This window comes from Flavobacteriales bacterium, assembly GCA_016715895.1.
Taxonomy (GTDB): domain Bacteria; phylum Bacteroidota; class Bacteroidia; order Flavobacteriales_F; family PHOS-HE28; genus PHOS-HE28.
The window spans coordinates 1,491,362-1,514,321 of the sequence record JADJXH010000003.1 but is presented as its reverse complement, the minus strand read 5'-3'; the positions used below and the strand labels follow the sequence as shown (position 1 = coordinate 1,514,321).

Sequence of the window (22,960 nt, the reverse complement as noted above, 5' to 3'; positions counted from 1 at the left end):
AACAGGCCGTGCACGACCTAACCAAAGACCCATGAACCTCCGGACGATCTCCAAACTGATGCTCGGCCTGGCCCTTGTGGCCTTCACCGCCACGGGCTGTAAAAAGGACGAGTGCAAGGACAAGAACTGCGGCAATGGCAGCTGCGTGGATGGCAACTGCGTGTGCAACACGGGCTATGAGGGGGACGAGTGCGGCACCGAGAAGCGCGCCAAGTTCCTCGGGTCGTGGACGGCCACCGAGACCTGCACCAGCGGCAATTTCAACTGGACCATGACCAGCACCGCCAGCTCGCAGGGCATCACGGCCTTCATCTTCAACAACTTCGCTGGCTTCAATGGCGTCAACATCAACGCCACGGTGAACAGCAACGGCACGTCGATCACCATCCCCAACCAAACGGTGCAGGGGGGCACTTTCAGCGGATCGGCACAGATCGTGGGCAACGTGATGACGCTGACCTACCAGTTGACCGCCAACGGCCAGACCGACAACTGCACGGCGACCTGCACCCGCCAGTAAGCCGATCGCATCGATCCTCGAAAGGCCCACCCTGCGGTGGGCCTTTCGCTTTTCAGGGCTTCAGTCGTGGGCGTGCAGGAACGGCAGTTCCACTTCCACGCGGGTGCCTTGGGGCAGGTCGATGGTGCGGAAGCCGGCGGGCCGGCCGTGCTGCTTGGCCACCAGGTCCAGGCGGGCGCGGGTGATGGTGGTGCCCAGGGAGGTCTTCTTGGCCGGTGGGTCGATGGCCTGGCTCTCGCGCCGGGCCTGCCGGCCCATGCCGTTGTCCTCCACGATGTACACCAGGCGATCATCGCGGCGCTCCACCTTCAGGGTGATGAGCCCGCCCGCCTCCTTGCCCGCCATGCCATGCCAGATGGCGTTCTCCACGAAGGGCTGCACCACCAGCGGGGGCACCAGCACCTCTTGGGCATCGATCGCCGGGTCCACCTCGATGCGCAGGTCGAACCGCCCGTCCATCCGCATGCGCTCCAGCTCCATGTAGCCCTTGAGCGCCTCCAGGTCGTCCTGCAACGGCACCTCGCTCTGGCGGCTGTTCTCCAGCACGGCCCGCATCACCCGGGCGAAGCGGCTGAGGAAGCTGTTGGCCTTGTCCGGGTCGTTGCCCTGCACGAAGGCGGCGATGCTGTTGAGCGCGTTGAAGATGAAGTGCGGATTCATCTGGCTGCGCAGCGCCTGGGTCTCCAGGGTGGCGGCCTCCTTCTCGAAGCGCTCGCGGCGTCGCCGGCGGTCGGTCCAGCTCCACGCCGCCAGGCCGCCCAGCAACAGCACCCCGGCGCCGGCCGCGGCCCAGGCCCGGTTGCGGTTGCGCTCGGCGCGCAGCTCGGCGATCGTGCGCCGGTCCTCGGCCTGTGCCAGCTCCGCGGCGAATGAGAGGCTGTCGGCCAGGGCCCGCTTCTCGTATCCGAAGCGCAGCAGTTCCTTGCGGCCGTCCTCGCTGCGCAGGCTGTCCTGCAGCGCCAGCTTCCGCTCCAGGAGCTTCAGCGCCTCGGCGGACCGGCCCTGCTGCTTGTACACATTGAACAACAGGCCGCTCACCTCCGATTCCTGCTTGGTGAAGCCCGCGGCCCGGGCCAGGGCCAGCGCTTCGCGGCCGTACCGTTCGGCAAGCCCCATGTCGCCCACCCGAAAGTGGTGGCTGCCGATGTTGTTGAGGGCCATGGCCTCCAGGTCCTGGTGGCCGCCCGCACGTGCCCGATCCAGGCATTGCTGGTGCAGGCGCAGCGCCTCGGCCCGCTCGCCTTGTGCGCTGCGGATGATGCCCAGGTCCGAGGCGGCGATGGCCGCGTCGCGCTGGTTCGGCATCCCGGCGGAGAGCTGCAGGCACAGCTCGTAGTTCGCTGCGGCCGCGGCCGTGTCGCCCATGGCCAGCTCCAGGGTGCCGATGTTGATCAGCGCGGCGCAGATGCTTCCCGTGTCGGGGATCGCACGGGCCAGCTCCAGGCTCTGACGGTACAGGTCGAGGGCCTTGTCGGTGTCGCCGAGCTCCTGCAGCAGCACGCCCATGTTGCTGATGCTCTTGGCCTGGGCCACGGGTTCATCGGCCTCTGCGAAGGCCCGTTGCGCCTGCGTGAAGCGTTCCAGCGCCCGCGCGTAGTCGCCCTTCATCATGTGGTATTCGCCCAAGGTGGTGGTGGCGATGCCCTGGTAGCGCGCGTTGCCATGCCGCACGGCCAGGTCGTATTGCATCCCCGCCAGCACGGCCGCACTGTCGGGGTCGCTGTAGAGGAAGCCGTCGATGCTGATGTAGCTCATCGCCCGCAGGCGATCCACCGGAGCTTGCGTGGTGTCATGCCACACCCCCCAGAGCGAATCGAGGTCGATCTGAGCCGCTGAAGGCGCGCTGCTCAGGAGGGCGGTGCAAAGGAGGAAGGCGGGCCTCATGGGAGGCACCGAAAGTAGAGCGGCGTCCTGCTGGTCCGGGGTGGTTCACGGACGAGCGGAGCGCCCGTCATTCCGGCATCGCTCACCCCATCCCCAACGCCACCAGCCCGCACACCACGCCCAGCACGCGGCACAGGATGGTGAGACCGGGCACCAGCAGCGTCCAACGGTTGGGAAGAGGTTGTGCGGGGAACGGGTGGACGGTGCGGCGCATGGCGTGTTCGCTTGGTGGGGCGAAACAAGCCGGGGTGCGTGCGCTGTGGACGCCCGATCGCGCATCCGGCGGCGTGCGCTGTGCGAACGGCGGCCTCCGGAGGGCTCAGCGCTTCACGAACACATACCGGTAGCCGAGCTGAACGCCCACCAGGGTGATGCCCCAGAGGTCCGTGTCGTAGGGCATGGGTCCGGCGTTCATGTGCACTTCGAGGAAGGGCGAACCCCAACGCGTGCCGTACTGGGCACCCACGGCGGCGGCGCCCACGAACCTGTCCACGGTCCAGCTCCGTTCGCGCACCACCACGGACTCCGGACCCACCTGCTCCTGCACGGCGTAGCCCGTCTGCCGCACCCGGGCATGCTCCCAACCGGCGCCGGCCATCACGTACGCACCGCGGTGGTGGCCGCCGTCGCAGGGCACGGTGAGGAAGGGCCAGCGCACGGACAGCATCGCCGCGCTGCGCCCGATGAGCTCACGCATCACGGCCTCCACATCGGTCGTGCCATCGTCGGCCACCACGGTCTCTCCATACACGCGCTCCAACGGCGTGAAGGCCAGGCCGCTGAGGCGCAGCACGAACGAGGTGCTATCGCCCAGCCGGCGCTCCACCAGCGCGCCCATCCAGCTCGACCGGCCCTGCCAGCCGTGGTCCTGGCCCAGCCCGCCGAGCAGGCCCACGGCCCATTGGGCCCTGGCGGTGGAGGGGGTGAGCAGTGCCCCGAACAGAAGGAGGGAGAGGAGGGTACGCATGCAGTGAACAACGAAGGTCGCGCATTGATCCGTACGTGTGGCACGCGCCTTGCCCGTCGGGTCGCCCGGCGACCGTTATCTTGCCCACCCATCGACCCTGACCATGCATTTACGACCCTTCCTGCTCCCGCTCGCCCTGTTGCTCACCGCACCGATCGTCGCTCAGGACGATGAGAACCCGGTGGAGGACAGCCTGAACATGGTGCCCAACGGCAGCTTCGAGGAGGTCGAGGGCAAGCTCAAGCGCCTCGGCAGCATCGAGATGGCCAAGGGGTGGAAGAGCCCCACAGCCGTGCCCGCCGACCTGTTCAGTGATCAGGTGGTGAACAGCAGCCCGGCCTCGGCACCGCGGAACGTCTATGGCGACCAGGGTGCCCTCACCGGCAGCAATTACGCGGGCCTCATGTGGTGGAGCTACATGAACAAGGAACCGCGCAGCTACCTGCAGGTGAAGTTCAAGAAGATGCTCACCAAGGGCCAGAAGTACTGCATCAGCTACTACGTCAGCCTCGCCGACCTCAGCAAGTACAGCGCCAACGAGCTCGGCGCGTACGTGAGCAAGATGCTGGTGAAGAAGGACGATGAGGCCGCCCTCACCTACGAGATGCAGGTGCCCAACCTGCGGACGAAGATCTACGACGATCTGTACTCCTGGCAGGGCGTGTGCGGCGTGTACGAAGCGAAGGGCGACGAGCAATACCTGATCATCGGCAACACGGTGGCCAACGACAAGGTGGTCACCGGCAAGGTGAAGCGGCCTAAGGGCGAGGTGCGCCCCCAGGTATTCAAGGCCTACTACTACATCGATGACGTGAGCGTGAAGCCCATCAAGCTGATGAGCGAATGCACCTGCGAGCAGCTGGACAAGGCCGAGAGCGAGTTCATCTACAGCCGCCGGTCCACGGTGAACAAGAGCCTGCAACCGGCCCAACGGGCGGACAACACGGTGATCTACTTCAAGCGCTTCCAACAGAGCATCGACGGCGCCATGGAGCTGCCCCTGGACGACGTGATCGAGGCCCTCAAGGCCGACCCCGCGGTGAAGGTGCGCCTGGTGGGGCATATGGACGTGGTGGAGGATGACCGCACCCGCATGCGCCCCGACCTGCTGGAACTGGGCAAATTGCGCGCCGATGCCGTGAAGGCCGTGCTGGTGGAAGGAGGCATCGCGGCCGACCGCATCACGACGGTGGGGCAGAAGGCCGACAGCCCGGCCGATCCGGGTGAGGACGAAGTGGCCCTGAGCAAGAACCGGCGCGTGGAGTTCGAGCTGGAGTGATCGTCGCTCGTCGAACGGGAACGGCCTGGACGCGATCCGGGCCGTTCGCGTTCGTGCGCATACCTTGCCCGCGTGATCCCCGGGGATAAGCGCCTCATCCGCGCCTGGACCATGTACGACTGGGCCAATTCGGCCTATTCGCTCACCATCACCAGCGCCATCTTCCCCATCTACTACGCCGCCATCACCATGGACAACGGCGTGGACAAGGTGGCCGAACGCTACGGGGTGCCCGCCGACAGCCTGCAGTCCTATGCCCTCAGCGCCGGCTTCCTCATCGTGACGCTGCTGGCGCCGATCCTCTCGGGCATCGCCGACAGCCGGGGCAACAAGCTGGCCTACCTCAAGGCCTTTTGCAAGGATCTGTTCACCGCCGTGCTGGAGCCTTCTGCGGCTGTTGACCCGGCGACCCCGCTTCGCGTGCTGTCCTTGGGCCCGGACCTCTGGCAGCTAGTGGGCTTACCCGATGGCCGGCATCGGATCGCGCTCTTCGATGCCGCTGGCCGCGTGGCCGCGCGCCGAGACCTCAACTCTCTGCAAGGGATCAGTGAACCCTTCCGCCTCGGCGCATTGGCCCCCGGCCTGTACATCGGAGTGTTGGACGATGACGCCTCCCGGTCCTTCCGGATCATCCACCAGCCCTGATGGCCATGCGTTGGTGGTGCGCCCCCCTGCTCGCGAGCGTTTCGCTCGCTTCCATGGCACAACCCGATTGGCAGGCGACGGGTATGCCGTTCAGCACCACCCGGATCACACGGTTCCATCACGATTCGGTCCAGGATGTGTTCTACATCGCTGGTCGGGTCCAAGAGTTGCCCGATCCTGGTTGGAACAGCAATGTGCTTGTCCGCTATGATCACGGCCAGTGGGAAGCGCTGGGCCTGTTCGACTACTCGCTCTTCGACGTGGTGGTGTATCGCGATACGCTGATCGTGGTTGGCTATTTCTCGAACGTCGATGGCAACCCGATCGCCAACGTTGCCCGGTATGTGAACGGAGCTTGGGGAAGTATGGGCGATTTCAGTGCGCAGGTACACCGGCTACGCGTGCTTGACGGTGAATTATACGCGGCCGGTCCGTTCCAAACGGTGGACGGGCAGCCGGCCAATGGCCTGGCCAAGTGGGTGGGCGGGCAGTGGCAACCGGTGGGCCTGCCACCCATGACCAACCCCAGCGCCTTCATGCCCTACGATGTGGCCCTGTACCAGGGCAAGCTGTACTTGGGGGGCACCTTCAGCTTCAGCGGCACCTACCAGGACATCATGGTGTGGGACGGGGTGAGCTGGGAGCCGGTGGGCGGCAGCTTGCTGGGCGGGCTCAATTGGGTGAACAGCATGGAGGTGTACCAGGACAAGCTGATCGTGGGCGGGGTGTTCGACAACGCGGTGGGCAATGCAGGCAACGCGATCATGAGCTGGGATGGCAGCACCTGGGCGCCGCTGGGCACGGGCATCCAGGACGCCAGCGGCAACTACCACCAGGGCCAGCAGGTGTATTGCCTCAAGGAGCACCAGGGGCTGCTGTTCGTGGGCGGCACGCACAACTACGCCGGCAACGTCCCTTCGGCGGCCATCAGCACCTGGGACGGGCATCGGTGGTGCAACGTGGGCGATGCGGTGTTCAACGGCAACAACGTGGTGGGCATCGGGTTCTACGAGGATACGCTGTGGGTGGGCTGCGGTCCCTACATCGATGGCGACTCCGTGCACTACATGGCGAAGTGGGTGGGCGGAGCGTACAGCGATACGTGCAGCGTGGCGGTGGGGGTGGAGGAGCCCCTTGGTGCGGAGGTTGCCGGGGTGCGCGTGGCGGTCCTGGGTGAAGGGCAACTGGCCGTACATGGCCTACCGGACGGTCGGCATCGGGCTCACCTGTTCGATGCATCAGGGCGTGCCCTGAAGGAGCTTGTGTTTTCGTCCACCGGCGGTGTCGGCGAACCGGTCCGGTCCGTCGGGCTTGCCGCAGGGGGCTATGTATTGCAGGTGCCCGCTGGTGGTGCGGTGCGGTTCGTCGTGGACGGGCGCTGAGGCAGCTGGTGCCCGAAAGAAGTGGATCTTCGGCTTGGCATCCCTTCCTGCTCTGCACATTCGCACCGCTCCACCGTCGCAACCAACAACCCACACCACCGTGAAGGGGGATAAGCGCCTCATCCGCGCCTGGACCATGTACGACTGGGCCAATTCGGCCTACTCGCTCACCATCACCAGCGCCATCTTCCCCATCTACTACGCCGCCATCACCATGGACAACGGCGTGGACAAGGTGGCCGAACGCTACGGGGTGCCCGCCGACAGCTTGCAGTCCTATGCCCTCAGCGCCGGCTTCTTGATCGTGACCCTGCTCGCGCCGATCCTCTCGGGCATCGCTGACAGTCGGGGCAACAAGCTGGCCTACCTCAAGGCCTTCTGCTATGTGGGCGCCGCCAGCTGCGCAGGGCTGTTCTTCTTCACGTTCGACGACCTGCTCCTGGGGCTGGCGCTCTTCATGCTCGCCTGCGTGGGCTTCAGCGGCAGCCTTGTGTTCTACGACGCGTTCCTGCCGGAGATCGCCGAGAAGAAGGACCACGACCGGGTGAGCGCGCGCGGCTACACCATGGGCTACCTCGGCAGCGTGCTGCTGCTGATCATCAACCTGGCCATGGTGATGAAGCCCGCCCTGTTCGGCATTCCCGACACGCCCGGCCTGGCGGCGCGGCTCAGCTTCCTCACCGTGGGCCTGTGGTGGGCCGGCTGGGCCCAGATCCCCTTCCGCGTGCTGCCCGCCCGTACCGCGACCGCGCGCCCTCCGGCCGGCAACGCGCTCACCGCCGGCTACCGCGAACTGCGCAAGGTGTGGGGCCAGCTCCGCGCCATGCCCCGCCTGCGCGGCTTCCTTGCCGCCTTCTTCGTGTTCAACATGGGCATCCAGACGGTGATGTACCTCGCCGTGGCCTTCGCCGCGCGCGAGATCAAGGACCACGATGCCGCCGGGCAGGTGGTGCCCATCGGCGACGACAGCCTCATCATCAGCATCCTGCTCATCCAGCTCGTCGCCGCCGTGGGTGCGGGCCTCTTCGCGCGCCTCAGCGGCCGCGTGGGCAACCTGCGCGCCCTTTCGGTGGGGGTGGTGGTGTGGGTGGGCCTCTGCATCGCGGCCTACTTCACCCACTGGGCGCATGAGTTCTACGCCCTGGCCGCCGGCGTGGGCCTGGTGATGGGCGGATGCCAGTCGCTGTCGCGCAGCACCTACGCCAAGTTCCTGCCCACCACCACCGATCACGCCAGCTTCTTCAGCTTCTACGACGTGAGCTACTACCTCGGCACCGTGCTCGGCACCCTGGCCTACGGCCTGGTCTACCAGCTCACCGGCGACCTGCGCAACACCGTGATCGCCATCGGCGGCTTCTTCGTTCTGGGCCTGTTGCTGCTGCTGCGGGTGCCCCGTGAGGAGACTGCACCGGCCGCCACCGCGTGAGCACGCGACCCCGGGCCCGATACCTTCGCGCCGCAGGAAATACACTCGAGATGGAGAACGGACGCACGTGGGATGTCGTGATCGTGGGCGGTGGCATCGTGGGGGCCGGGACCTTCTACAAGCTGCAGGTCCGGTTCCCGCAGCTGGACATCCTGCTGATCGAGAAGGAGGGCGCGCTGGCGGACCACCAGACCGGACACAACAGCGGCGTGATCCACAGCGGCATCTACTACAAGCCCGGCAGCTACAAGGCCCGCAACTGCGTCACCGGACGCCGGGAGCTGGTGGCCTTCGCCCGCGAGCACCGCATCGCGCACGACGTGTGCGGCAAGCTCATCGTGGCCACCGACCCCGCCGAGCTGCCCCGCCTCGACAAGATCTGGGGCCACGGCCAGGCCAACGGCATCGAGGACATGCGGCGGGTGGACGCCCGGGAGATCCGCGAGATCGAACCGCACTGCACCGGCATCGCCGGCATCCACGTGGGCTGCACCGGCATCATCGATTTCCGCGGCGCCACCGCGAAGATGACCGAGCTCGCCCTCGCCCTCAACCCGCGCAGCGCCGTGCACCTCGATGAACGCGTCACGGGCACCGAGCATGGCGAAGGCTTCAGCACCATCCGCACCACCAAGGGCGCCCACCGCACCCGCCACGCCATCTTCTGCGCCGGCCTGCAGAGCGACCGCCTCGCCAAGGCCGATGGCGTGCGCTTCCCCGAGCGCATCGTGGGCTTCCGCGGCGACTACTACGAACTGGAGGACCACGCCAAGCACAAGGTGCGCCACCTCATCTACCCGGTGCCCGACCCGCGCTTCCCCTTCCTGGGCGTGCACTTCACCCGCATGACCGACGGCAGCATCGAGTGCGGGCCCAACGCCGTGTTCACCTTCAAGCGCGAGGGCTACGGCAAGACCGACGTGGACCTGCGCGACACGGCCGATGCGCTGAGCTACGGCGGCACCTGGAAGCTCTTCATGAAGAACATGCGCTACGGCATCGACGAGTACCGCCGCGCCTTCAGCAAACGGCTCTTCCTTCGCACGCTGCGGCGGCTGGTGCCCTCGCTGGAGCTGGACGACCTCCGCCCGGGCCGCGCCGGCGTGCGGGCCATGCTGCTGGGCACCGACGGTGCCATGGTGGACGATTTCCGCATCGAGCGGCGCGGCACGCACATCCATGTGCTGAACGCCCCTTCGCCCGCCGCCACGGCCGCGCTCGCCATCGGCGAGGAGATCACCCGCATGGCGGTGGAGCAGCTGAACGTCGGGGCGCCGCGCTGACCACCTCAGGAGGCGATGCGGTAGTGCTCGTGGAAGTTCTCCCAGTCCCAGAGGAAGAAGCCCATCAGCCCGTTGAGGCGCTTGAGCGTCACCGGGTGCGGCTCGCGCTTGTCGCGGAAGTACTCGTCCGTCTGGTGCGCGAACAGGTCGTACTGGTGGAAGAGCGCGCGGCTCATGCCGTACACCGTGTTCTTGCTGGGATGGTTGAGCCGCGCCATCATGGCCTTCAGCGCGCCCACCTCACGCTCCAGGTCGCTGGAGCGCAGCCCCGTGGCCTGCGCGAACTTGCTCAGCACAAGCGCCGTCAGCCGCCGGTCGAGCCCGGAGGGCAACTGCCGGTCGAGCTCCAGCAGGTTGCCGGCCAGCACGATCATCAGGAAGGCGCCGTCGTCGGCCGGGTCCAGCACCTGGTCCCCGTTCAGCTCCGGCGATTCGTTCAGCTCGGCGGCGACGTCGGCGAAGCCATGGCCCACCAGCTCCAGCAGAGCGTTGACGAACACATTGGCGAGGCGGTCCTCGGTGATCTTCTTCTTGCCGAACAGCGTTCCGATCATGCGCACTTTGTCCCCGCGAAATTCGACCGGTGCCGCATGGCGATCGCTGAACGGCGCATCGGAATTTTGAACAGCTTTATCCACCCATGAGCCCCTTCAGCACCTTGATCAGGCAGTACGCCGCCTACGACCGATGGGCCCATGCGGCCTTCGTTGCACGTCTGAGCGAGGAACCCGAGGCCATCCTCGACCGTCATGCGGCCAGCAGTTTCCCCACCCTGCGCGGCACGCTGATGCACATCCGCGATGCGGAGAACGCCTGGTTCCTCCGCCTCACCGGCGCCACCATGCGCTGGCCGGCCGAGCCTTCGCAAGGACTGGATACGCTGATGACGCACGTGGACCGCTTCACCGGCTACGCGATGGCCCTGGACGAGGAGGGCCTGGTGGCCACCTGCCGCTACCACGACCTGAAGGGGAACCCCTACGAGCAGCCCGCCTGGCAGATGATCATGCACGCGCTCAACCACAGCAGCTACCACCGCGGGCAGGTGGTGACGCAGATGCGGGCCCTCGGGTTGGAGCGCATCCCGCGCACCGATCTGGTGGCCTTCCAGCGCTTGTCGGGCGCGTGATCACGCTTCCGGAACGCGGATCGGCTCGGGCGGCCCGGGGAAGTGCGGACCCACACCGAGCCACAGGTCGAGGTGCAGCTTCACACGCGCCAGCTTCTCCCGCAGCATGGTGAGGCGGCCGTAGCCTGTAGGCACATCCGCGGCGTTGTAGCCCACCGCCGCGATGCCCATCCGCCGCGCCAGGAACACCGCCCGTTCGTTGTGGAACCGCTGGCTCACCACCACGAAACCCGGCTGCCCGAACACATCCCGCGCCCGCACCATGCTGTCCAGCGTGCGGAATCCAGCGTAGTCGAGCGTGATGCGCGTGCTGTCCACGCCGGCCGCCATCAGCGCCCGCCGCATGTCCATGGGCTCGTTGTAGGAGCTATGCCGGTTGTCGCCGCTGATGAGCACATGCTGCACACGGCCGGCCTTCAACAGCTCCACGGTGGCGGCGATGCGGTGGGTGAAGTAGAGGTTGGGCCCTCCGCCGCGCGCCCGCGCGCTGGTGCCCAGCAGCACCGCCACACGGTTCAAGGGCACCGCGGCCGCATGATCGTGGAGGTGTGGTGCGCTTGCCGTCCGGACTCGCTCGTCACATACCTGCACCACGAGCACCAAGGCCGCTGCAAGCACGACCGCCGTGGCGATCCACACCCTCGCCCGCATCCGTCTACGGGATCATCCGGCTCATCAGGTCCACGCCGGTGTAGTGGCGCGGTGTGAGGGTGCGCAGCTGCTGCTTCACCGGCTCGCTCACGTCGAGCGCGTCGATGAAGGCATGCATGTCCGCTTCGGTGATGCGCACCTTGCCGCGGGTGAGCTCCTTCAGCCGCTCATACGGCTCGGGGTAGCCCGCGCGGCGCAGGATGGTCTGGATGCCCTCGGCCACCACGGCCCATTGCGCGTCCAGCTCGCGGTGGATGGCCTCCTCGTTCAGCAGCAGCTTGTCCAGGCCGCGGCCGATGGCGTCCACCGCCAGCATGGTGTGCGCCATCGGCACGCCGATGTTGCGGGTCACCGTGCTGTCCGTGAGGTCGCGCTGCAGCCTGCTGATGGGCAGCTTCTCCGCCAGGTGCGCGAACAGCGCGTTGGCCACGCCCAGGTTGCCCTCGGCGTTCTCGAAGTCGATGGGGTTCACCTTGTGCGGCATGGCGCTGCTGCCCACCTCGCCGGCCTTGGTGCGCTGGCGGAAGTGGTCCATGCTGATGTACTGCCACATGTCGCGGCACAGGTCGATCAGGATGGTGTTGATGCGCCGCATGGCGTCGAAGAGCGCCGCCAGCTGGTCGTAGTGCTCGATCTGCGTGGTGAACTGCTGGCGCTGCAGGCCCAGCATCGTGTCGCAGAAGCGGTCGGCCAGCCGGGGCCAGTCCAGCTCGGGATAGGCGGCGTGGTGCGCGTTGAAGTTGCCCGTGGCCCCGCCGAACTTGCAGGTGAAGGGCACGCCGCGCAGCGCGCGCAGCTGCACATCGAGCCGCTCCACGAACACCTGCAGCTCCTTGCCCAGCCGCGTGGGGGAGGCGGGCTGCCCGTGCGTGCGCGCCAGCATGGGCACCTGCGCCCACTCCAGCGCCAACCCGTGCAGGCGGTCGCGCAGGCCCGTCAGCTGAGGCACGTAGTACACGCCCACGAACTCCTTGATCAGCAGCGGCAGCGCGGTGTTGTTGATGTCCTGGCTGGTGAGCGCGAAGTGGACGAACTCCTTCTGCCGGCCCAGTCCCAGCTCCTCCAACCGCTCCTTCAGCCAGTACTCCACGGCCTTCACGTCGTGGTTGGTGGTACGCTCGATCGTCTTGATCGCCTGCGCATCGGCCTCGCTCAGCGCGGCCACGCGCCCGAACAGCCCGTCGAGCTTGCGCACATCCGTACCGTCCAGCTCGGGCAGCGGCACCTCGCAGAGGAAGCGGAAGTAGGCCAGCTCCACCACTAGGCGGTAGCGGATGAGGGCCAGTTCGGAGAACCAGATGGCCAGGGGGGCGGCCCGTTCGCGGTAGCGGCCGTCGAGGGGCGAGATGGCGGTGAGGGCGGAGAGGTCCATGCGGTGCGCCAAAGGTAGCCGGGCGCCGCCCCTACCTTGCGGGCCTGCCATGGACGGCTTCGGCAACGGCTTCAGCAGCTTCGTGGAGGCCTTCGGCTTCATGCGCCGGCACCGCATGGCCTGGATGTTCCTCGTGCCCTTGGTGCTGTGGGCCGCGCTCACCTTCGGGCTCTTCGCTGCCCTGCACGGACCTGTGGAGGACCTCAGCGCATGGCTCGCCGCCCGGCTGGGATTGGAGGTGGACCCCGTCCACGATACCGGATGGTGGGCCGCGCTGAAGCGCGTGTTCAACGCCACCCGCGAGGCGCTCACCTGGCTGGCCCTGAAGCTGCTGGTGCTCTACCTGCTGCTCTCGCTCAACAAGTACCTGGTGCTGATCCTGCTGTCGCCGCTGCTCGCCTATGCCAGCGAACGCGCCGAGGAGGTCCTCACCGGTGCGGAACATCCCTTCAGCTGGGCGCAGGTGCTGCGCGATGCGCTCCGCGGCGCCCTCATCGCCCTGCGAAACGGCCTGCTGGAGCTGGTCATCGGCCTCGCCATCGGGCTGCTCTCGCTGGTGATCCCGCTCTTTGTGCCGCTCGCCACCGTGGCCCTCTTCGTCGTGGGTGCCTACTTCTATGGATTCAGTGCCGTGGACTACATCCTTGAACGGCGCCGCCTGCGCATGGCCGACAGCGTGCGCACGGTGAACGCCCACCTCGGCCTTGTGCTGGGCAACGGCACGGCCTTCAGCCTGCTGATGAAGGTGCCGCTGGTGGGCACGACCTTCGCTCCGCTGCTGGCCGCGGTGGGAGGGGTGCTCGCCTTCCACCATGCGGGCGAGTTGCGTCCGTCCCCCCGCTAGCATGGATGCCCCGGCCCGCACCCCCTGGTCCCGCTCCATCGTCACCCGCACGGTGACGGTCTTCACCCTGCTGGTGATCGGCGCCACCCTGTTGGCCGGCTATCTGGTGTACCGCGCCGTACGCGAACAGGTGCAGCTCACCGTGCGCAACGACCTGCGCCACGACCTCGACCTGGCCGAGCTGCGCCTGCGCGCCTTCACCACCACGCTGGCGGACGACATCGCCTTCCTGGCCACCAACGATCCGGTGTTGCGCCTTGCAGGCGACACCACCGGCGACAGCCTCGTGCGTGCAGCGGACCTGCAACGCGTGGCCCTGCTGATGGAGAGCTTCCTGCGCTCCCGCGCCGTCTACGCCCAGGTGCGTCTGCTGGCCGCGGACAGCCTGGGGATGGAGCTGCTGCGGTTCGACCGCATCGACGGACATGTGCTGCGCATCGCCGACAGCGCGCTACAGGCCAAAGGCGACCGCGACTACCATCAGGCGGCGATGGCGCTCGCACCCGGGGAGACCTACTTCTCGCGCATCGACCTCAATCGCGAACATGGCGCCCTGTCGCGCCCGCTGATGCCCACCCTGCGCGCGGCCCGCGCCCTCTTCGGGCCTTGGGGGACCCTGGTGGGCCTGGTGGTGATCAACGCCGACCTGCGTCCCGTATATGCCGACCTGCTGGCGGATCAGCGCACCGCCTCCACCCTGGTGATGCTGCGACCGGACGGCGAGGTGGTGTTGCATCCCGACAGCGCCCGCATGTTCCGTTCGGAACTGGGCAAGGCGGAGGATCCCGTTGTCTGGCTGGGTGCACCGCTGCCGCCGCTGGACAGCGTGGTGGCCGTGGGCCACCGCTGGTGGACCTTCCGCGCGCTCGACGACACGCCGCTGCCATACACGTTGCGGTTGGGCCTCGGTGCCGATACAGCGCCCCTGCTGGCGGAACTGGATGCACGCCGCGATCGTGCCCTATGGCTCACCCTCTTCATCGCCGGGGCCTTCGCGCTCCTGGGCCTTTTCTTCGCCCGCAGCCTCGCGGCGCGGCTCGACCGCATCACTGCGCAGGTGGAACGCTATGCGGCCGGCACCGCCGGCGAGGCGCTGCCCACCGACCGCTCCGACGAGGTGGGCCGACTCGCCCGAAGCCTCGAGCGCATGCAGCAGCGCATCGACGAGCGCGTGCTCGACCTGCAGCAGGCCCGCCATACCGCCGAGGAGGCCGACCGCCAGCGCCGCGAGATCACCGCCAACCTCAGCCACGATGTGCGCACACCCCTGCAGGCCATCCTCGGCATGGCCGATGGGATCGACAGAGCCGCGCTCACCGTCGCCGATCGCGACCGCCTGGAGGTGATCGAGCGCAGCGCCCGCCGCCTCCACGGCCTCGTGGATGATCTGCTGCTGCACGCACGCATCGACGCCGGGCGCGGATCACCAATCGCCGCGAGCGTCGACATCCGCGAGCTCTTCACCGACACCGCCCGCACCCACCTGCCCGCCGCCGAGGCCAAGGGACTGGCCCTGCGCCTCGACCTGACGCAGGCACCGGAACACTTCGTCACCGATGCCCTGCGCCTGCACCGCATCGTGGACAACCTGGTGGTGAACGCCGTGAAGTACACCGAGCAGGGTCAGGTGGACCTGCATGTGCGGTCGTCCGGGGATCGCCTGGTGATGGAAGTCGCCGACAGCGGACCGGGCATTCCCGAGGAGCGTCAGCGCGCCATCTTCCAGCGCTTTGAGCGGGCGCACACGGGCGACAACACCGGTGATGGAGCGGGGCTCGGCCTGGCGATCACCAGCAAGCTGGTCGAGCTGCTCGGTGGCACCCTCGTGCTGGACAGCCGGCCCGGCCTGGGCAGCCGCTTCACCGTGGAGCTGCCTCCGTTGGAGGCTCCGGTGATCGCCCCCGCCGCGCCCGTGCCCCCGCCGGACCTGGTGCGGGGTCTGCGCGTGCTGCATGTGGACGACGTGGCCACGAACCGTGACCTGCTGGCCCAATGGGCCGGCACCCTGGGCTGGACGCTCACGTCCTGCGCCGGGTCCGCGGAGGCGCTGGCGGCCTGCGATGGCCAGGCCTTCGACCTGATGCTGATCGACATGGACCTGGGCGGCGACATGCGCGGCACCGAGCTCGCCCTGCGGATCCGCGGCCTGCGCCGCCATCGGTACGTGCCCATCCTTGCGGTCACGGCCTACGCCGGCGCCGAACAGGAGGCGGAGGCGTTGAAGGCCGGTATGAACGCCCGGCTTGTGAAGCCCATCGACCGCGCGATGCTTGTGGAGGCGGCCGCGTTCTGGACCGGCCGGGCGGACGGGCCCTGCGCCGAGCGGCCTGAACTGGACGCGCTGGAGGAGCAGTACGACCGCGATGCGGAGAAGCTGCTGCGCGTGATGACGCAGTACCGCCGGGAGTTCGCCACCTGGCGGGGCGAGGTACTGCGTGCCGCGGACAACAACGAGGACGAGCCGCTCGCCCGGGTGCGGCACAAGCTGCGGCCGCACCTTCAGCTGTTCGGGATGGGCGTGTCGGCCGAGGCCATCGGAACAACGCAAGCACCGGCCTCCGTCCTGCTCGAGGTGATGACCTGCTGCGATCGCGCCTTGTTGCGCCGACAGGCGGAGCTGGCCGCTACAGCAGGTCCAGCCGCCGGATGAGCTCCGCGCGGTAGGTCTCGCTCACGGGGATCAGTTCGCGCCCCACCTTCACGTCCATCGTGTCCAGCTTCTCCACGTGGGCAAGGTTCACGATGTAGCTGCGGTGCACGCGCACGAAGTTCGAGGGGAGTTTCCGCTCCAGGTCCTTCAGGTTCATCAGGCTGCTCACCTCGCGTCCGTCGAGCACGAAGCGCACGTAGTTGCTGTCGCTTCGGATGAAGCGCACCTCGCTGAGGCGCAGCTGCACGATCTCCTGCCCCGCACGGATGAAGACCTGGTCCCGCGCCCCGTCCGACCCACCGGAGAGCGGGCCCACCTTGCGCAGCATCTGCGCGAAGCGCTCGAAGGTCACCGGCTTCACCAGGTAGTCGGACACGTTGAAGCGGTAGGCGTCCAGCGCGAAGCTGGGATCGCCGGTGACGATCACCACCGGGCAGCCGGGGTCGGTGGCCTCCAGCAGCTCGCGGCCGCTGATGCCGGGCATGTCCAGGTCCAGGAAGAGCAGGTCCACCGGGGCCATGCGCAGCTCGGCCAGGGCGGCCGTGCCGTCCGCGGCCATCACCACCTCGGCACCGGGCACCAGCTTGCGCGTGTGTTCGGCCAGCAGGTCGGCGCTCAGCGGGTCGTCATCGGCGATGAGCACGCGGGGCATGGGGGCAAGATAGGTGGGCGACCGAAGCTCACGAAGAGGGGCAACGGGGGTCGGGAGTTCGAGTGCGTCCACTGAGTCAGGGGTCTGAGGGGACCTTACGGCAGCAGAGGACTTGACCTCACGAAGAGGGGCAACGGGAGTCGGTAGTTCGAGTGCGTCCACTGAGTCAGGAGTCTGAGGGGACCTTACGGCAGCAGAGGACTTGACCTCACGAAGAGGGGCAACGGGAGTCGGTAGTTCGAGTGCGTCCACTGAGTCAGGAGTCTGAGGGGACCTTACGGCAGCAGAGGACTTGACCTCACGCAGAGGGGCAACGGGAGTCGGGAGTTCGAGTGCGTCAACTGAGTCAGGAGTCTGAGGGGACCTTACGGCAGCAGAGGACTTGACCTCACGCAGAGGGGCAACGGGAGTCGGGAGTTCGAGTGCGTCAACTGAGTCAGGAGTCTGAGGGGACCTGACGGCAGCAGAGGACTTGACCTCACATAGCGGTGCAGAGAACGCAGGGGCGTCCGGCATCGGGGGACCTCACGCAGAGGTGCAGAGGACGCAGGGGCGTCCGGTCCCGGCGGACCTCCGTAATCCGTACTGCGGGGAGTTGTTCACGAAGGGTCCCGCATCCACGCGTCCAAGGGCTTCCCCCCGATCACCAGGTCCGTCACCACGGCCCGACCGTCGCGCACCCGCACCACCATATGTGCGGGCATCGGCTCCACGCGCTCATCGTCCGTCCAGGTGGGCTGAAGCAGTTCCTCGGTGCGTGGTCCATGGCCTTCCTGCACGAAGTACCGGTCGAAGGGGAGCTGCACCCGGCCCACCGTGCCGTCGTCCGTGCTCACGCTCCAGTCCTCCGCCGTCACCCGCACATGGGCACCGGTGGGAGGCTCGGTGCTGAGGCGCTCGATCACCGCGAAGCCCGCGCTGTCCACACCCAGTTCGGCGTACAGCGCGCCTTCCGTCCATCCTGCGGGCAGTGCGAACGGGCCGTTCTCCGCCTCGAACTCCAGCACCACGTGCTCGCCGCGCAAGGGGTCGCGCGGGTCGATGGGCGCGGTGCGGAAGAGGTGCTCGCTGCCGTGCAGGCGCACCTGCTCGTACCGGACCACCATCCAGGCGGGCACGGCCAGTTGCGCCAGGGCGATGAGCAAGAGGATCAGCAGCGGACGGCGCATGTCAGTGCGGCTTGCGCGCCCGCAGCAGGCGCAGGTTCAGGAGCAGAAAGGCGATGCCGATGGCGATGAAGGCGAGGCCGCGCCACACGAAGCTCAGGTCCACTTCGAAGAAGCGCCACAGCACCGGCACCGCGATCAGCAGCAGGCCCAGGTTGGTGCGGCGCAGGGAGGTGGCGTGCGTGCCTTCGCGCACGTGCCACACGCCCAGGGCGAGCGTGAGCCCGTTGGCCAGCAGTGCCGTGATCCACGGTGCCGCCAGCGATATCGCGTAGAGCGCGGCGATGACCACGAAGCCTTCGGGCATCGGACCCTCCGTGAAGGGCCGCCGACGTTTCCACGCGAGCGCGTAGGCTCCCAACGCCAGCAGCACCAGCACGGCCACCACGAACGCGTCCGCGCCGGGGCGGTCGTCCGTGTCCTGCACCGCATCCACCACGGTGAAGGAGCCCATCAGCAGCAGCAGCCACAACAGCATCACCTCGCCCACACGCCGCATGGCCCGGGTGCCTGGCGCGAGCCCGGAGGTCCACCAGGGGGTGAGCGTGAAGGCCGAGGCCAGCGCGGCGGTGCCCACCACCACCACGGGATGCCGATCGGAGAGGAAGAGGTGGGCGCCCACGGCGATCGACAAGGCGAGGAAGCTGCCGGTCCACGCGGCGGCCACGCGGCGGTCGGTATCGCGAATGCGTTGCAGAGCGGCCGGCAGGAAGGCCGCCAGCAGCAACAGCCAGATCCACGGCAAGCTGTCCTGCCCGGTGCGCACGAGCACCGCCTGCCAGGTGATGAGGCCCAGGAACGCGAGGCCCACGACCGCCGAACCGGGGACGTAGCCAAGCCCCAGGATGAGCACCGCCCAGGTGAGGAGCAGGTCGCCCAGGTCGCCGCCGAGCTGGTACAACTGGGCGATGAGGGCGAGGCAGGCACCGACCGCCGCGGCCAGGAACACCGATCCGCCTTCGGTCCACGCGCTGCGGCCGGGGCGGCGCCAGAGGCCGAAGGCCACCACCGCCTGCCCGGTCAGAACGGGCACGAAGGCCAGCAACGTGCGCGCGGACCGCGGGAGACCGTCCCAGTTGTGCGCCACCAGCAGCACCAGCCCCAGACCGATCAGCGCCGCGCCGATGGTGCCCAGCACGGCCGTGAGGCGCTGGCTGCGCCGGTCATCGGGAGCGGGCTCCAGCGTTCCAGGCCCGCTGTAGTGCGTGCGGATGCGCTCCGCCTGTTCGGCCGTGATCAGGCCTTGCGCCACCAGGTCGGGCAGCGCGGCGAGCAGGGCGTCGCGGGACATGAGGGCAAGGTAGCGGCGCAGCTTGGGTCGTTGCTTGACAACGTGCGCATCGGTACGATGCGTTCGGTTGAAAACTATTCCCGCTGAGCCGAGGACAGATCCGACAGAGACAGCCATAGCTTGTGACGCATGAAGCGTTCGTGGTCGATCATTGCAGCGTATGTCCTTTGTGTCTCCGGTGGGGCGCAGAATTTGGTGCCGAATGGCTCCTTTGAAGAACGCGATACCTGCGCAGGGCCAGGGGTTGGGTATGCCATGTACGCCACGGGTTGGATGAACCTGCATACCCAATCAGCCGATTACTTCAATGCATGTAATTCTGGTGGCGTTGTGGACGTGCCCTACAGCCAGTTCGGGTACCAGTATCCGGCGGATGGAGACGCTTATGTGGGCATGGCGACGGCCTTCCCAGGATTGGATTGGTACCGGGAGATGGTGGGCATCGAATTGACCGAACCGCTGCAGCCAGGTGTTCCGGTCTGCCTATCATTCAAGATGGCGGTGGGGGGCTTTGGGAGTTGGAGCGGAAATTCGAGCTTCAGAACGAGCAAAGGAGTGGGACTGAAGTTCTTCACCCAACTGCCCACCGACTGGCAGAGCTACCTCTACCCCAACAGCGCCGCACTGTTCTTGGATGAAGTGCCCACCGATACCTCGCAATGGTATGCGGTGTCGGGCACATACACACCTGATTCAGCTTACACCTACCTAGTGGTGGGTAACTTCTTCGCCGATTCGCTCAGCGGAGTGACCATCTTGGATTCGACCGGTTTTGGGACGTTTGAGGCGTCCTATGCCTTCATCGACGATGTGCGTGCATCCTTCACCTTGTCCTATTGCACCCAAGAAGCGGGCGTTGGGGAGGTGGGTAGGGAGGCGCTGATGGCCTACCCTGTGCCGTGCGCGGATGTGCTCCGGGTGCGCATTCGAGAAGGTGCGCAACGACCCCTGCACTATTCCCTGCGCGATATGGCAGGCCGGGAAGTGGTGCACGGGCTGCCGGCACCCGATGCTGGGGAGTTCACGATCAACACCCAGCACCTGCCCGGCGGCGTTTATGTCCTTCAATTGATCACAACGCAAGGGAGCTTGCCTCCCCTTGCTGTCATTCATGTTTCACCCTAAACGCTTGGATCATGAGAACGCGAATTCGCTCGTTGACGAGTCTTGCGGCTTTCTTTACTGCCATGGTGGTCGTGGCGCAGGATGCGGATCACCTGACCACCAATGGATTTGGGCAATCGTTTCTGGCGCCGGATGCTCTTGTTCCGGGTGGTCTCGGTGTCCTGCCCGTGAACCTCACCGTAGGCACCGCTGCTGGCCTCAGCGCCACCCTCCGCGTCCGCGGCGATCAACTGCCGGTGAACGATGCGTTCGTCGGTACATCCCTCGCCACTTTCCGCACCGATGTGGGCAATGGGAACAACCAGAACTGGAGCATGGTACGGGGCGCGCTGGAGATCGGGCGGCTCTGGCACACCAATCCCAGCACGGCGTTCGTGGTGCAGGCCCGCCAGCCCGATGGCAACCTGTGGCTCCGCAATTCCGAGAACGATGGAGTGGTGGTCCACTTCAACGGCGCGGCCGGCGCACTCCTGAACAGCTACACCCTGAACCGACAGGCCTTCGTGGCCATTGGTGAGGACTTGGCCCAATCGGGTCTGGGGCCCAATGCCCCGTGGTCCCGCGTGCATCTGGTGCATCCCACACAGGGTGCGGCACCGGCCACCTTCGGCTACCGGCCGCAGTTCCGCAACGGCGTCACGCTTACGGGCAACAGCGACCTGGCCTATGTGGGGCAGTTATACGACCAGGGCGCGGCGGGCACCGGTGCCGAGCAGGATGACAACAGCGCGTTCGGCTTCGTGTGGGGCGACAATGCGCTTCCTGCCGGCGATGCCCATGCCTGGGACCATGCCACCTTCCGCTTTGTGGGTGCCCTGGGTGCCGGCGGCTCGGCAGGCACGGTGAACGGCCTAGAGCTCCTGCGCCTGCGGCCCTATCGCGCCAACGCCAACGACCCGGTGCAGGGCTTCGTGGGCGTGGGCGACTACGTGAACAGCGCCACGCAGCCCAGCGAGCGGCTGGAGGTCCTGGATCGCACCATCCGCATTCGTGCGTTGGTGTCCAACTACCAGAACAACAGCCTCACCCGTTTGGTGGTGACCGATGCGGATGGTCGCTTGCATTGGCGGGATCTCAGTTCGGTGACCTCGGCTGCGGATTGTGAGTGGCGCATGGGCAGCAACCCCGCTCCCAACCATGTGTGGACCGCTGCGGGGGTTGCGGACCCCGACTGCCCGGATGATGCGGAGAACGTGGGGATCGGGACGCCGACGCCGACGGCCAAACTGCATGTGGTGGATGATACGCCCGACGCGAACAACGCGATCTTCGGCATCCGCAGCTGCGTGCAGGGTGGCGCCGTCACCTCCCAAGGGCTGGACGTGCAGGTGACCACGGGCACCGGATCGGTGAGCACCACGCGCATCGGGGGCAACTTCTTGAGCGAGGATGCCGAGAACCAGAACTATGGTGTGAAGAGCGTGGCCCAATTGTCCGTGGCACAGGCCGGCGGTTCGCAGGGCAACCGGGGCGTGTACGGTCAGGCGGACATCCGGGGTGGGATCACCCTGTTCAACACCGGCGTGGAAGGCTAAGCCGCGTTCACGGCCGGCTCGCTCGCCACCAACAACCTCGGCGTCCGGGGCTTTGCCTCCGGGCTCAATGATCCAGGCCTGCTGAACAATGTGGGGGTCATGGGACAGGCCTCCTTCGCTCGCCAGAACTACGGAGGTTGGTTCTTCGCCGAGTCACCGGGCCCCGCGGAGAACTATGGCGTTAGGGCGCGGGCCACGCAAGCCACGACGAACTACGGGATACGCGCGTCCGCCGCAGGGGGCACGACCAATTGGGCGGGCTGGTTCGAAGATGATGTCTGGGTGCAAGGGAACATTCACTTGGTCAATGGCACGATCGTGATCTCGGACCAGAACTTTAAGACGAACATCACTGATCTCACCGACGGCTTGTCACGGGTCCTTCAGTTGGCTCCGAAGTCCTATCAGTTCCTCACGGCGGACTATCCGATGATGGAGCTGAGCCCCGACCCACAGATCGGACTGCTCGCGCAGGAGGTTCAGCAGGTGATCCCAGAGGCGGTGGCGACCGCCGTGTATCCCGCGCAGTACGACACCTTGGGCAACCAGGTCAGCGCGGCCTTTCCGGTGATGGGCGTGGACTATGTCAAGCTTATTCCTCTGCTGATCGGGGCCATCCACGAGCAACAGGCACAAATAACGGCCATGCAGCAGGACCTGGCGGCGTGCTGTGCGGTCGACGGCGGCACCGACCAGCGCTCCATGAGCCCAGGGGCACGCCTTCGCCAAGGCTTCGGCGATGCGAACGCAGGGGCAGGCGAGGCCCTGCGCACCGACCTGTTCATCGTCCCCAACCCCGTGGCGGACCATACGCAGTTGCGCTATACGGTGGCCACCCCCGGCCGCACGCGCCTGGAACTGAGCGACGCCGGCGGCAAGAGGCTGGAGGTGCTGGAGGAGGCCGTGCGGGAGGCGGGCGCCTACACCCACGACTGGAGCACCACCGATCTGGCGCCCGGCACCTACCATGTGACGCTGTACCTCAACGACAGCTTCGTGGTGAAGAAGGCGATGAAGGTGGGGCGGTAACGTGGTGCTGGATCTGTGCCGAGGGCCGCTTCGCGTTACGTGGGGCGGCCCTTGGCGTTAGAGCCCAAGGTCGTATGGTCACATGCCACCAAGCCCCCTCATGAGCAGCGATCGCCTTCCCTTGCCGTCG

At 67.0% G+C, this 22,960-nt stretch carries 20 protein-coding genes; 12 read left to right on the top strand and 8 right to left on the bottom strand.

Features of this window, described 5'->3' with window-relative positions; genetic code table 11:
* The first annotated feature begins 31 nt into the window (after window positions 1–31).
* Complete coding sequence (locus IPM49_06710) at window positions 32–520, top strand: hypothetical protein (protein ID MBK9274214.1); 489 nt, start codon at window positions 32–34, stop codon at window positions 518–520.
* A gap of 60 nt (window positions 521–580) precedes the next feature.
* On the opposite strand, the gene IPM49_06705 is transcribed toward IPM49_06710, so the two are convergent.
* On the bottom strand, window positions 581–2,404 hold the full coding sequence (locus IPM49_06705) for a tetratricopeptide repeat protein (GenBank protein MBK9274213.1): 1,824 nt from the start codon (window positions 2,402–2,404) through the stop codon (window positions 581–583).
* 319 nt (window positions 2,405–2,723) lie between these two features.
* Window positions 2,724–3,371, bottom strand: a complete 648-nt coding sequence (locus tag IPM49_06700) for a hypothetical protein (GenBank protein MBK9274212.1) — start codon at window positions 3,369–3,371, stop codon at window positions 2,724–2,726.
* 103 nt (window positions 3,372–3,474) lie between these two features.
* On the opposite strand from IPM49_06700, the gene IPM49_06695 reads away from it, so the two are divergent.
* The 5 genes from IPM49_06695 to lhgO all read left to right on the top strand — a co-directional run bounded on the left by IPM49_06695 (window position 3,475) and on the right by lhgO (window position 9,386).
* Window positions 3,475–4,650 (top strand): OmpA family protein, encoded by a 1,176-nt coding sequence (locus IPM49_06695; GenBank protein ID MBK9274211.1) that lies wholly within the window; start codon window positions 3,475–3,477, stop codon window positions 4,648–4,650.
* A gap of 72 nt (window positions 4,651–4,722) precedes the next feature.
* Entirely contained in the window at window positions 4,723–5,295 is a 573-nt protein-coding gene (locus IPM49_06690; protein MBK9274210.1) for an MFS transporter, read from the top strand.
* On the top strand, window positions 5,295–6,677 hold the full coding sequence (locus IPM49_06685; GenBank protein MBK9274209.1) for a hypothetical protein: 1,383 nt from the start codon (window positions 5,295–5,297) through the stop codon (window positions 6,675–6,677). The genes IPM49_06690 and IPM49_06685 overlap by 1 nt, the downstream gene beginning before the upstream one ends.
* Before the next feature lie 100 nt (window positions 6,678–6,777).
* Window positions 6,778–8,103: an MFS transporter gene (locus IPM49_06680; protein ID MBK9274208.1), complete on the top strand. Its 1,326-nt coding sequence runs from the start codon at window positions 6,778–6,780 to the stop codon at window positions 8,101–8,103.
* Window positions 8,104–8,153: 50 nt separating this feature from the next.
* Window positions 8,154–9,386, top strand: coding sequence for an L-2-hydroxyglutarate oxidase (lhgO, locus tag IPM49_06675; protein ID MBK9274207.1), 1,233 nt, complete (start codon window positions 8,154–8,156; stop codon window positions 9,384–9,386).
* Window positions 9,387–9,391: 5 nt separating this feature from the next.
* Here lhgO and IPM49_06670 read toward each other — a convergent pair whose 3' ends face one another.
* On the bottom strand, window positions 9,392–9,940 hold the full coding sequence (locus IPM49_06670; GenBank protein MBK9274206.1) for a hypothetical protein: 549 nt from the start codon (window positions 9,938–9,940) through the stop codon (window positions 9,392–9,394).
* A gap of 86 nt (window positions 9,941–10,026) precedes the next feature.
* Between IPM49_06670 and IPM49_06665 the strand changes: the two genes are divergently transcribed.
* Window positions 10,027–10,515 (top strand): DinB family protein, encoded by a 489-nt coding sequence (locus tag IPM49_06665; protein ID MBK9274205.1) that lies wholly within the window; start codon window positions 10,027–10,029, stop codon window positions 10,513–10,515.
* On the opposite strand, the gene IPM49_06660 is transcribed toward IPM49_06665, so the two are convergent.
* Together IPM49_06660 and purB are read right to left on the bottom strand one after the other, a co-directional pair.
* Window positions 10,516–11,166 carry a YdcF family protein gene (locus tag IPM49_06660; GenBank protein MBK9274204.1) on the bottom strand — a complete coding sequence of 217 codons (651 nt, stop codon included), beginning with the start codon at window positions 11,164–11,166 and terminating at the stop codon, window positions 10,516–10,518.
* Window positions 11,167–11,170: 4 nt separating this feature from the next.
* Window positions 11,171–12,538, bottom strand: a complete 1,368-nt coding sequence (gene purB / locus IPM49_06655; GenBank protein ID MBK9274203.1) for an adenylosuccinate lyase — start codon at window positions 12,536–12,538, stop codon at window positions 11,171–11,173.
* 49 nt (window positions 12,539–12,587) lie between these two features.
* Here purB and IPM49_06650 point away from each other — a divergent pair, with 49 nt between their 5' ends.
* The gene (locus tag IPM49_06650) at window positions 12,588–13,382 is read left to right on the top strand and encodes an EI24 domain-containing protein (protein ID MBK9274202.1); all 795 of its coding nucleotides are present in this window, start codon (window positions 12,588–12,590) and stop codon (window positions 13,380–13,382) included.
* 1 nt (window position 13,383) lies between these two features.
* A complete protein-coding gene (locus tag IPM49_06645; GenBank protein ID MBK9274201.1) occupies window positions 13,384–16,032 on the top strand; it encodes a response regulator in 2,649 nt (882 codons plus the stop codon).
* Here IPM49_06645 and IPM49_06640 read toward each other — a convergent pair.
* From IPM49_06640 to IPM49_06630, 3 genes are all read right to left on the bottom strand, one after another.
* Complete coding sequence (locus tag IPM49_06640; protein MBK9274200.1) at window positions 16,007–16,684, bottom strand: response regulator transcription factor; 678 nt, start codon at window positions 16,682–16,684, stop codon at window positions 16,007–16,009. The two genes, IPM49_06645 and IPM49_06640, sit on opposite strands and share 26 nt — an antisense overlap.
* 599 nt (window positions 16,685–17,283) lie before the next feature.
* Entirely contained in the window at window positions 17,284–17,853 is a 570-nt protein-coding gene (locus IPM49_06635) for a GDYXXLXY domain-containing protein (protein MBK9274199.1), read from the bottom strand.
* A 1-nt stretch (window position 17,854) separates the two neighbouring features.
* Window positions 17,855–19,141 (bottom strand): DUF2157 domain-containing protein, encoded by a 1,287-nt coding sequence (locus tag IPM49_06630; GenBank protein ID MBK9274198.1) that lies wholly within the window; start codon window positions 19,139–19,141, stop codon window positions 17,855–17,857.
* 129 nt (window positions 19,142–19,270) lie between these two features.
* Between IPM49_06630 and IPM49_06625 the strand changes: the two genes are divergently transcribed.
* From IPM49_06625 to IPM49_06615, 3 genes are all read left to right on the top strand, one after another.
* Window positions 19,271–20,266, top strand: a complete 996-nt coding sequence (locus IPM49_06625; GenBank protein MBK9274197.1) for a T9SS type A sorting domain-containing protein — start codon at window positions 19,271–19,273, stop codon at window positions 20,264–20,266.
* A 62-nt stretch (window positions 20,267–20,328) separates the two neighbouring features.
* The gene (locus IPM49_06620) at window positions 20,329–21,801 is read left to right on the top strand and encodes a hypothetical protein (GenBank protein ID MBK9274196.1); all 1,473 of its coding nucleotides are present in this window, start codon (window positions 20,329–20,331) and stop codon (window positions 21,799–21,801) included.
* 99 nt (window positions 21,802–21,900) lie between these two features.
* The gene (locus tag IPM49_06615; GenBank protein MBK9274195.1) at window positions 21,901–22,830 is read left to right on the top strand and encodes a tail fiber domain-containing protein; all 930 of its coding nucleotides are present in this window, start codon (window positions 21,901–21,903) and stop codon (window positions 22,828–22,830) included.
* Window positions 22,831–22,960 lie beyond the last annotated feature (130 nt).

Excerpts from the sequence above, each read along its gene's own strand:
- IPM49_06710 (MBK9274214.1), top strand. The coding sequence starts at position 32 with ATGAACCTCCGGACGATCTCCAAACTGATGCTCGGCCTGGCCCTTGTG.
- IPM49_06705 (MBK9274213.1), bottom strand. The coding sequence starts at position 2,404 with ATGAGGCCCGCCTTCCTCCTTTGCACCGCCCTCCTGAGCAGCGCGCCT.
- IPM49_06700 (MBK9274212.1), bottom strand. The coding sequence starts at position 3,371 with ATGCGTACCCTCCTCTCCCTCCTTCTGTTCGGGGCACTGCTCACCCCC.
- IPM49_06695 (MBK9274211.1), top strand. The coding sequence starts at position 3,475 with ATGCATTTACGACCCTTCCTGCTCCCGCTCGCCCTGTTGCTCACCGCA.
- IPM49_06685 (MBK9274209.1), top strand. The coding sequence starts at position 5,295 with ATGGCCATGCGTTGGTGGTGCGCCCCCCTGCTCGCGAGCGTTTCGCTC.
- lhgO (MBK9274207.1), top strand. The coding sequence starts at position 8,154 with ATGGAGAACGGACGCACGTGGGATGTCGTGATCGTGGGCGGTGGCATC.
- IPM49_06670 (MBK9274206.1), bottom strand. The coding sequence starts at position 9,940 with ATGATCGGAACGCTGTTCGGCAAGAAGAAGATCACCGAGGACCGCCTC.
- IPM49_06665 (MBK9274205.1), top strand. The coding sequence starts at position 10,027 with ATGAGCCCCTTCAGCACCTTGATCAGGCAGTACGCCGCCTACGACCGA.
- IPM49_06660 (MBK9274204.1), bottom strand. The coding sequence starts at position 11,166 with ATGCGGGCGAGGGTGTGGATCGCCACGGCGGTCGTGCTTGCAGCGGCC.
- purB (MBK9274203.1), bottom strand. The coding sequence starts at position 12,538 with ATGGACCTCTCCGCCCTCACCGCCATCTCGCCCCTCGACGGCCGCTAC.
- IPM49_06650 (MBK9274202.1), top strand. The coding sequence starts at position 12,588 with ATGGACGGCTTCGGCAACGGCTTCAGCAGCTTCGTGGAGGCCTTCGGC.
- IPM49_06645 (MBK9274201.1), top strand. The coding sequence starts at position 13,384 with ATGGATGCCCCGGCCCGCACCCCCTGGTCCCGCTCCATCGTCACCCGC.
- IPM49_06640 (MBK9274200.1), bottom strand. The coding sequence starts at position 16,684 with ATGCCCCGCGTGCTCATCGCCGATGACGACCCGCTGAGCGCCGACCTG.
- IPM49_06635 (MBK9274199.1), bottom strand. The coding sequence starts at position 17,853 with ATGCGCCGTCCGCTGCTGATCCTCTTGCTCATCGCCCTGGCGCAACTG.
- IPM49_06630 (MBK9274198.1), bottom strand. The coding sequence starts at position 19,141 with ATGTCCCGCGACGCCCTGCTCGCCGCGCTGCCCGACCTGGTGGCGCAA.
- IPM49_06625 (MBK9274197.1), top strand. The coding sequence starts at position 19,271 with ATGAAGCGTTCGTGGTCGATCATTGCAGCGTATGTCCTTTGTGTCTCC.
- IPM49_06620 (MBK9274196.1), top strand. The coding sequence starts at position 20,329 with ATGGTGGTCGTGGCGCAGGATGCGGATCACCTGACCACCAATGGATTT.
- IPM49_06615 (MBK9274195.1), top strand. The coding sequence starts at position 21,901 with ATGGGACAGGCCTCCTTCGCTCGCCAGAACTACGGAGGTTGGTTCTTC.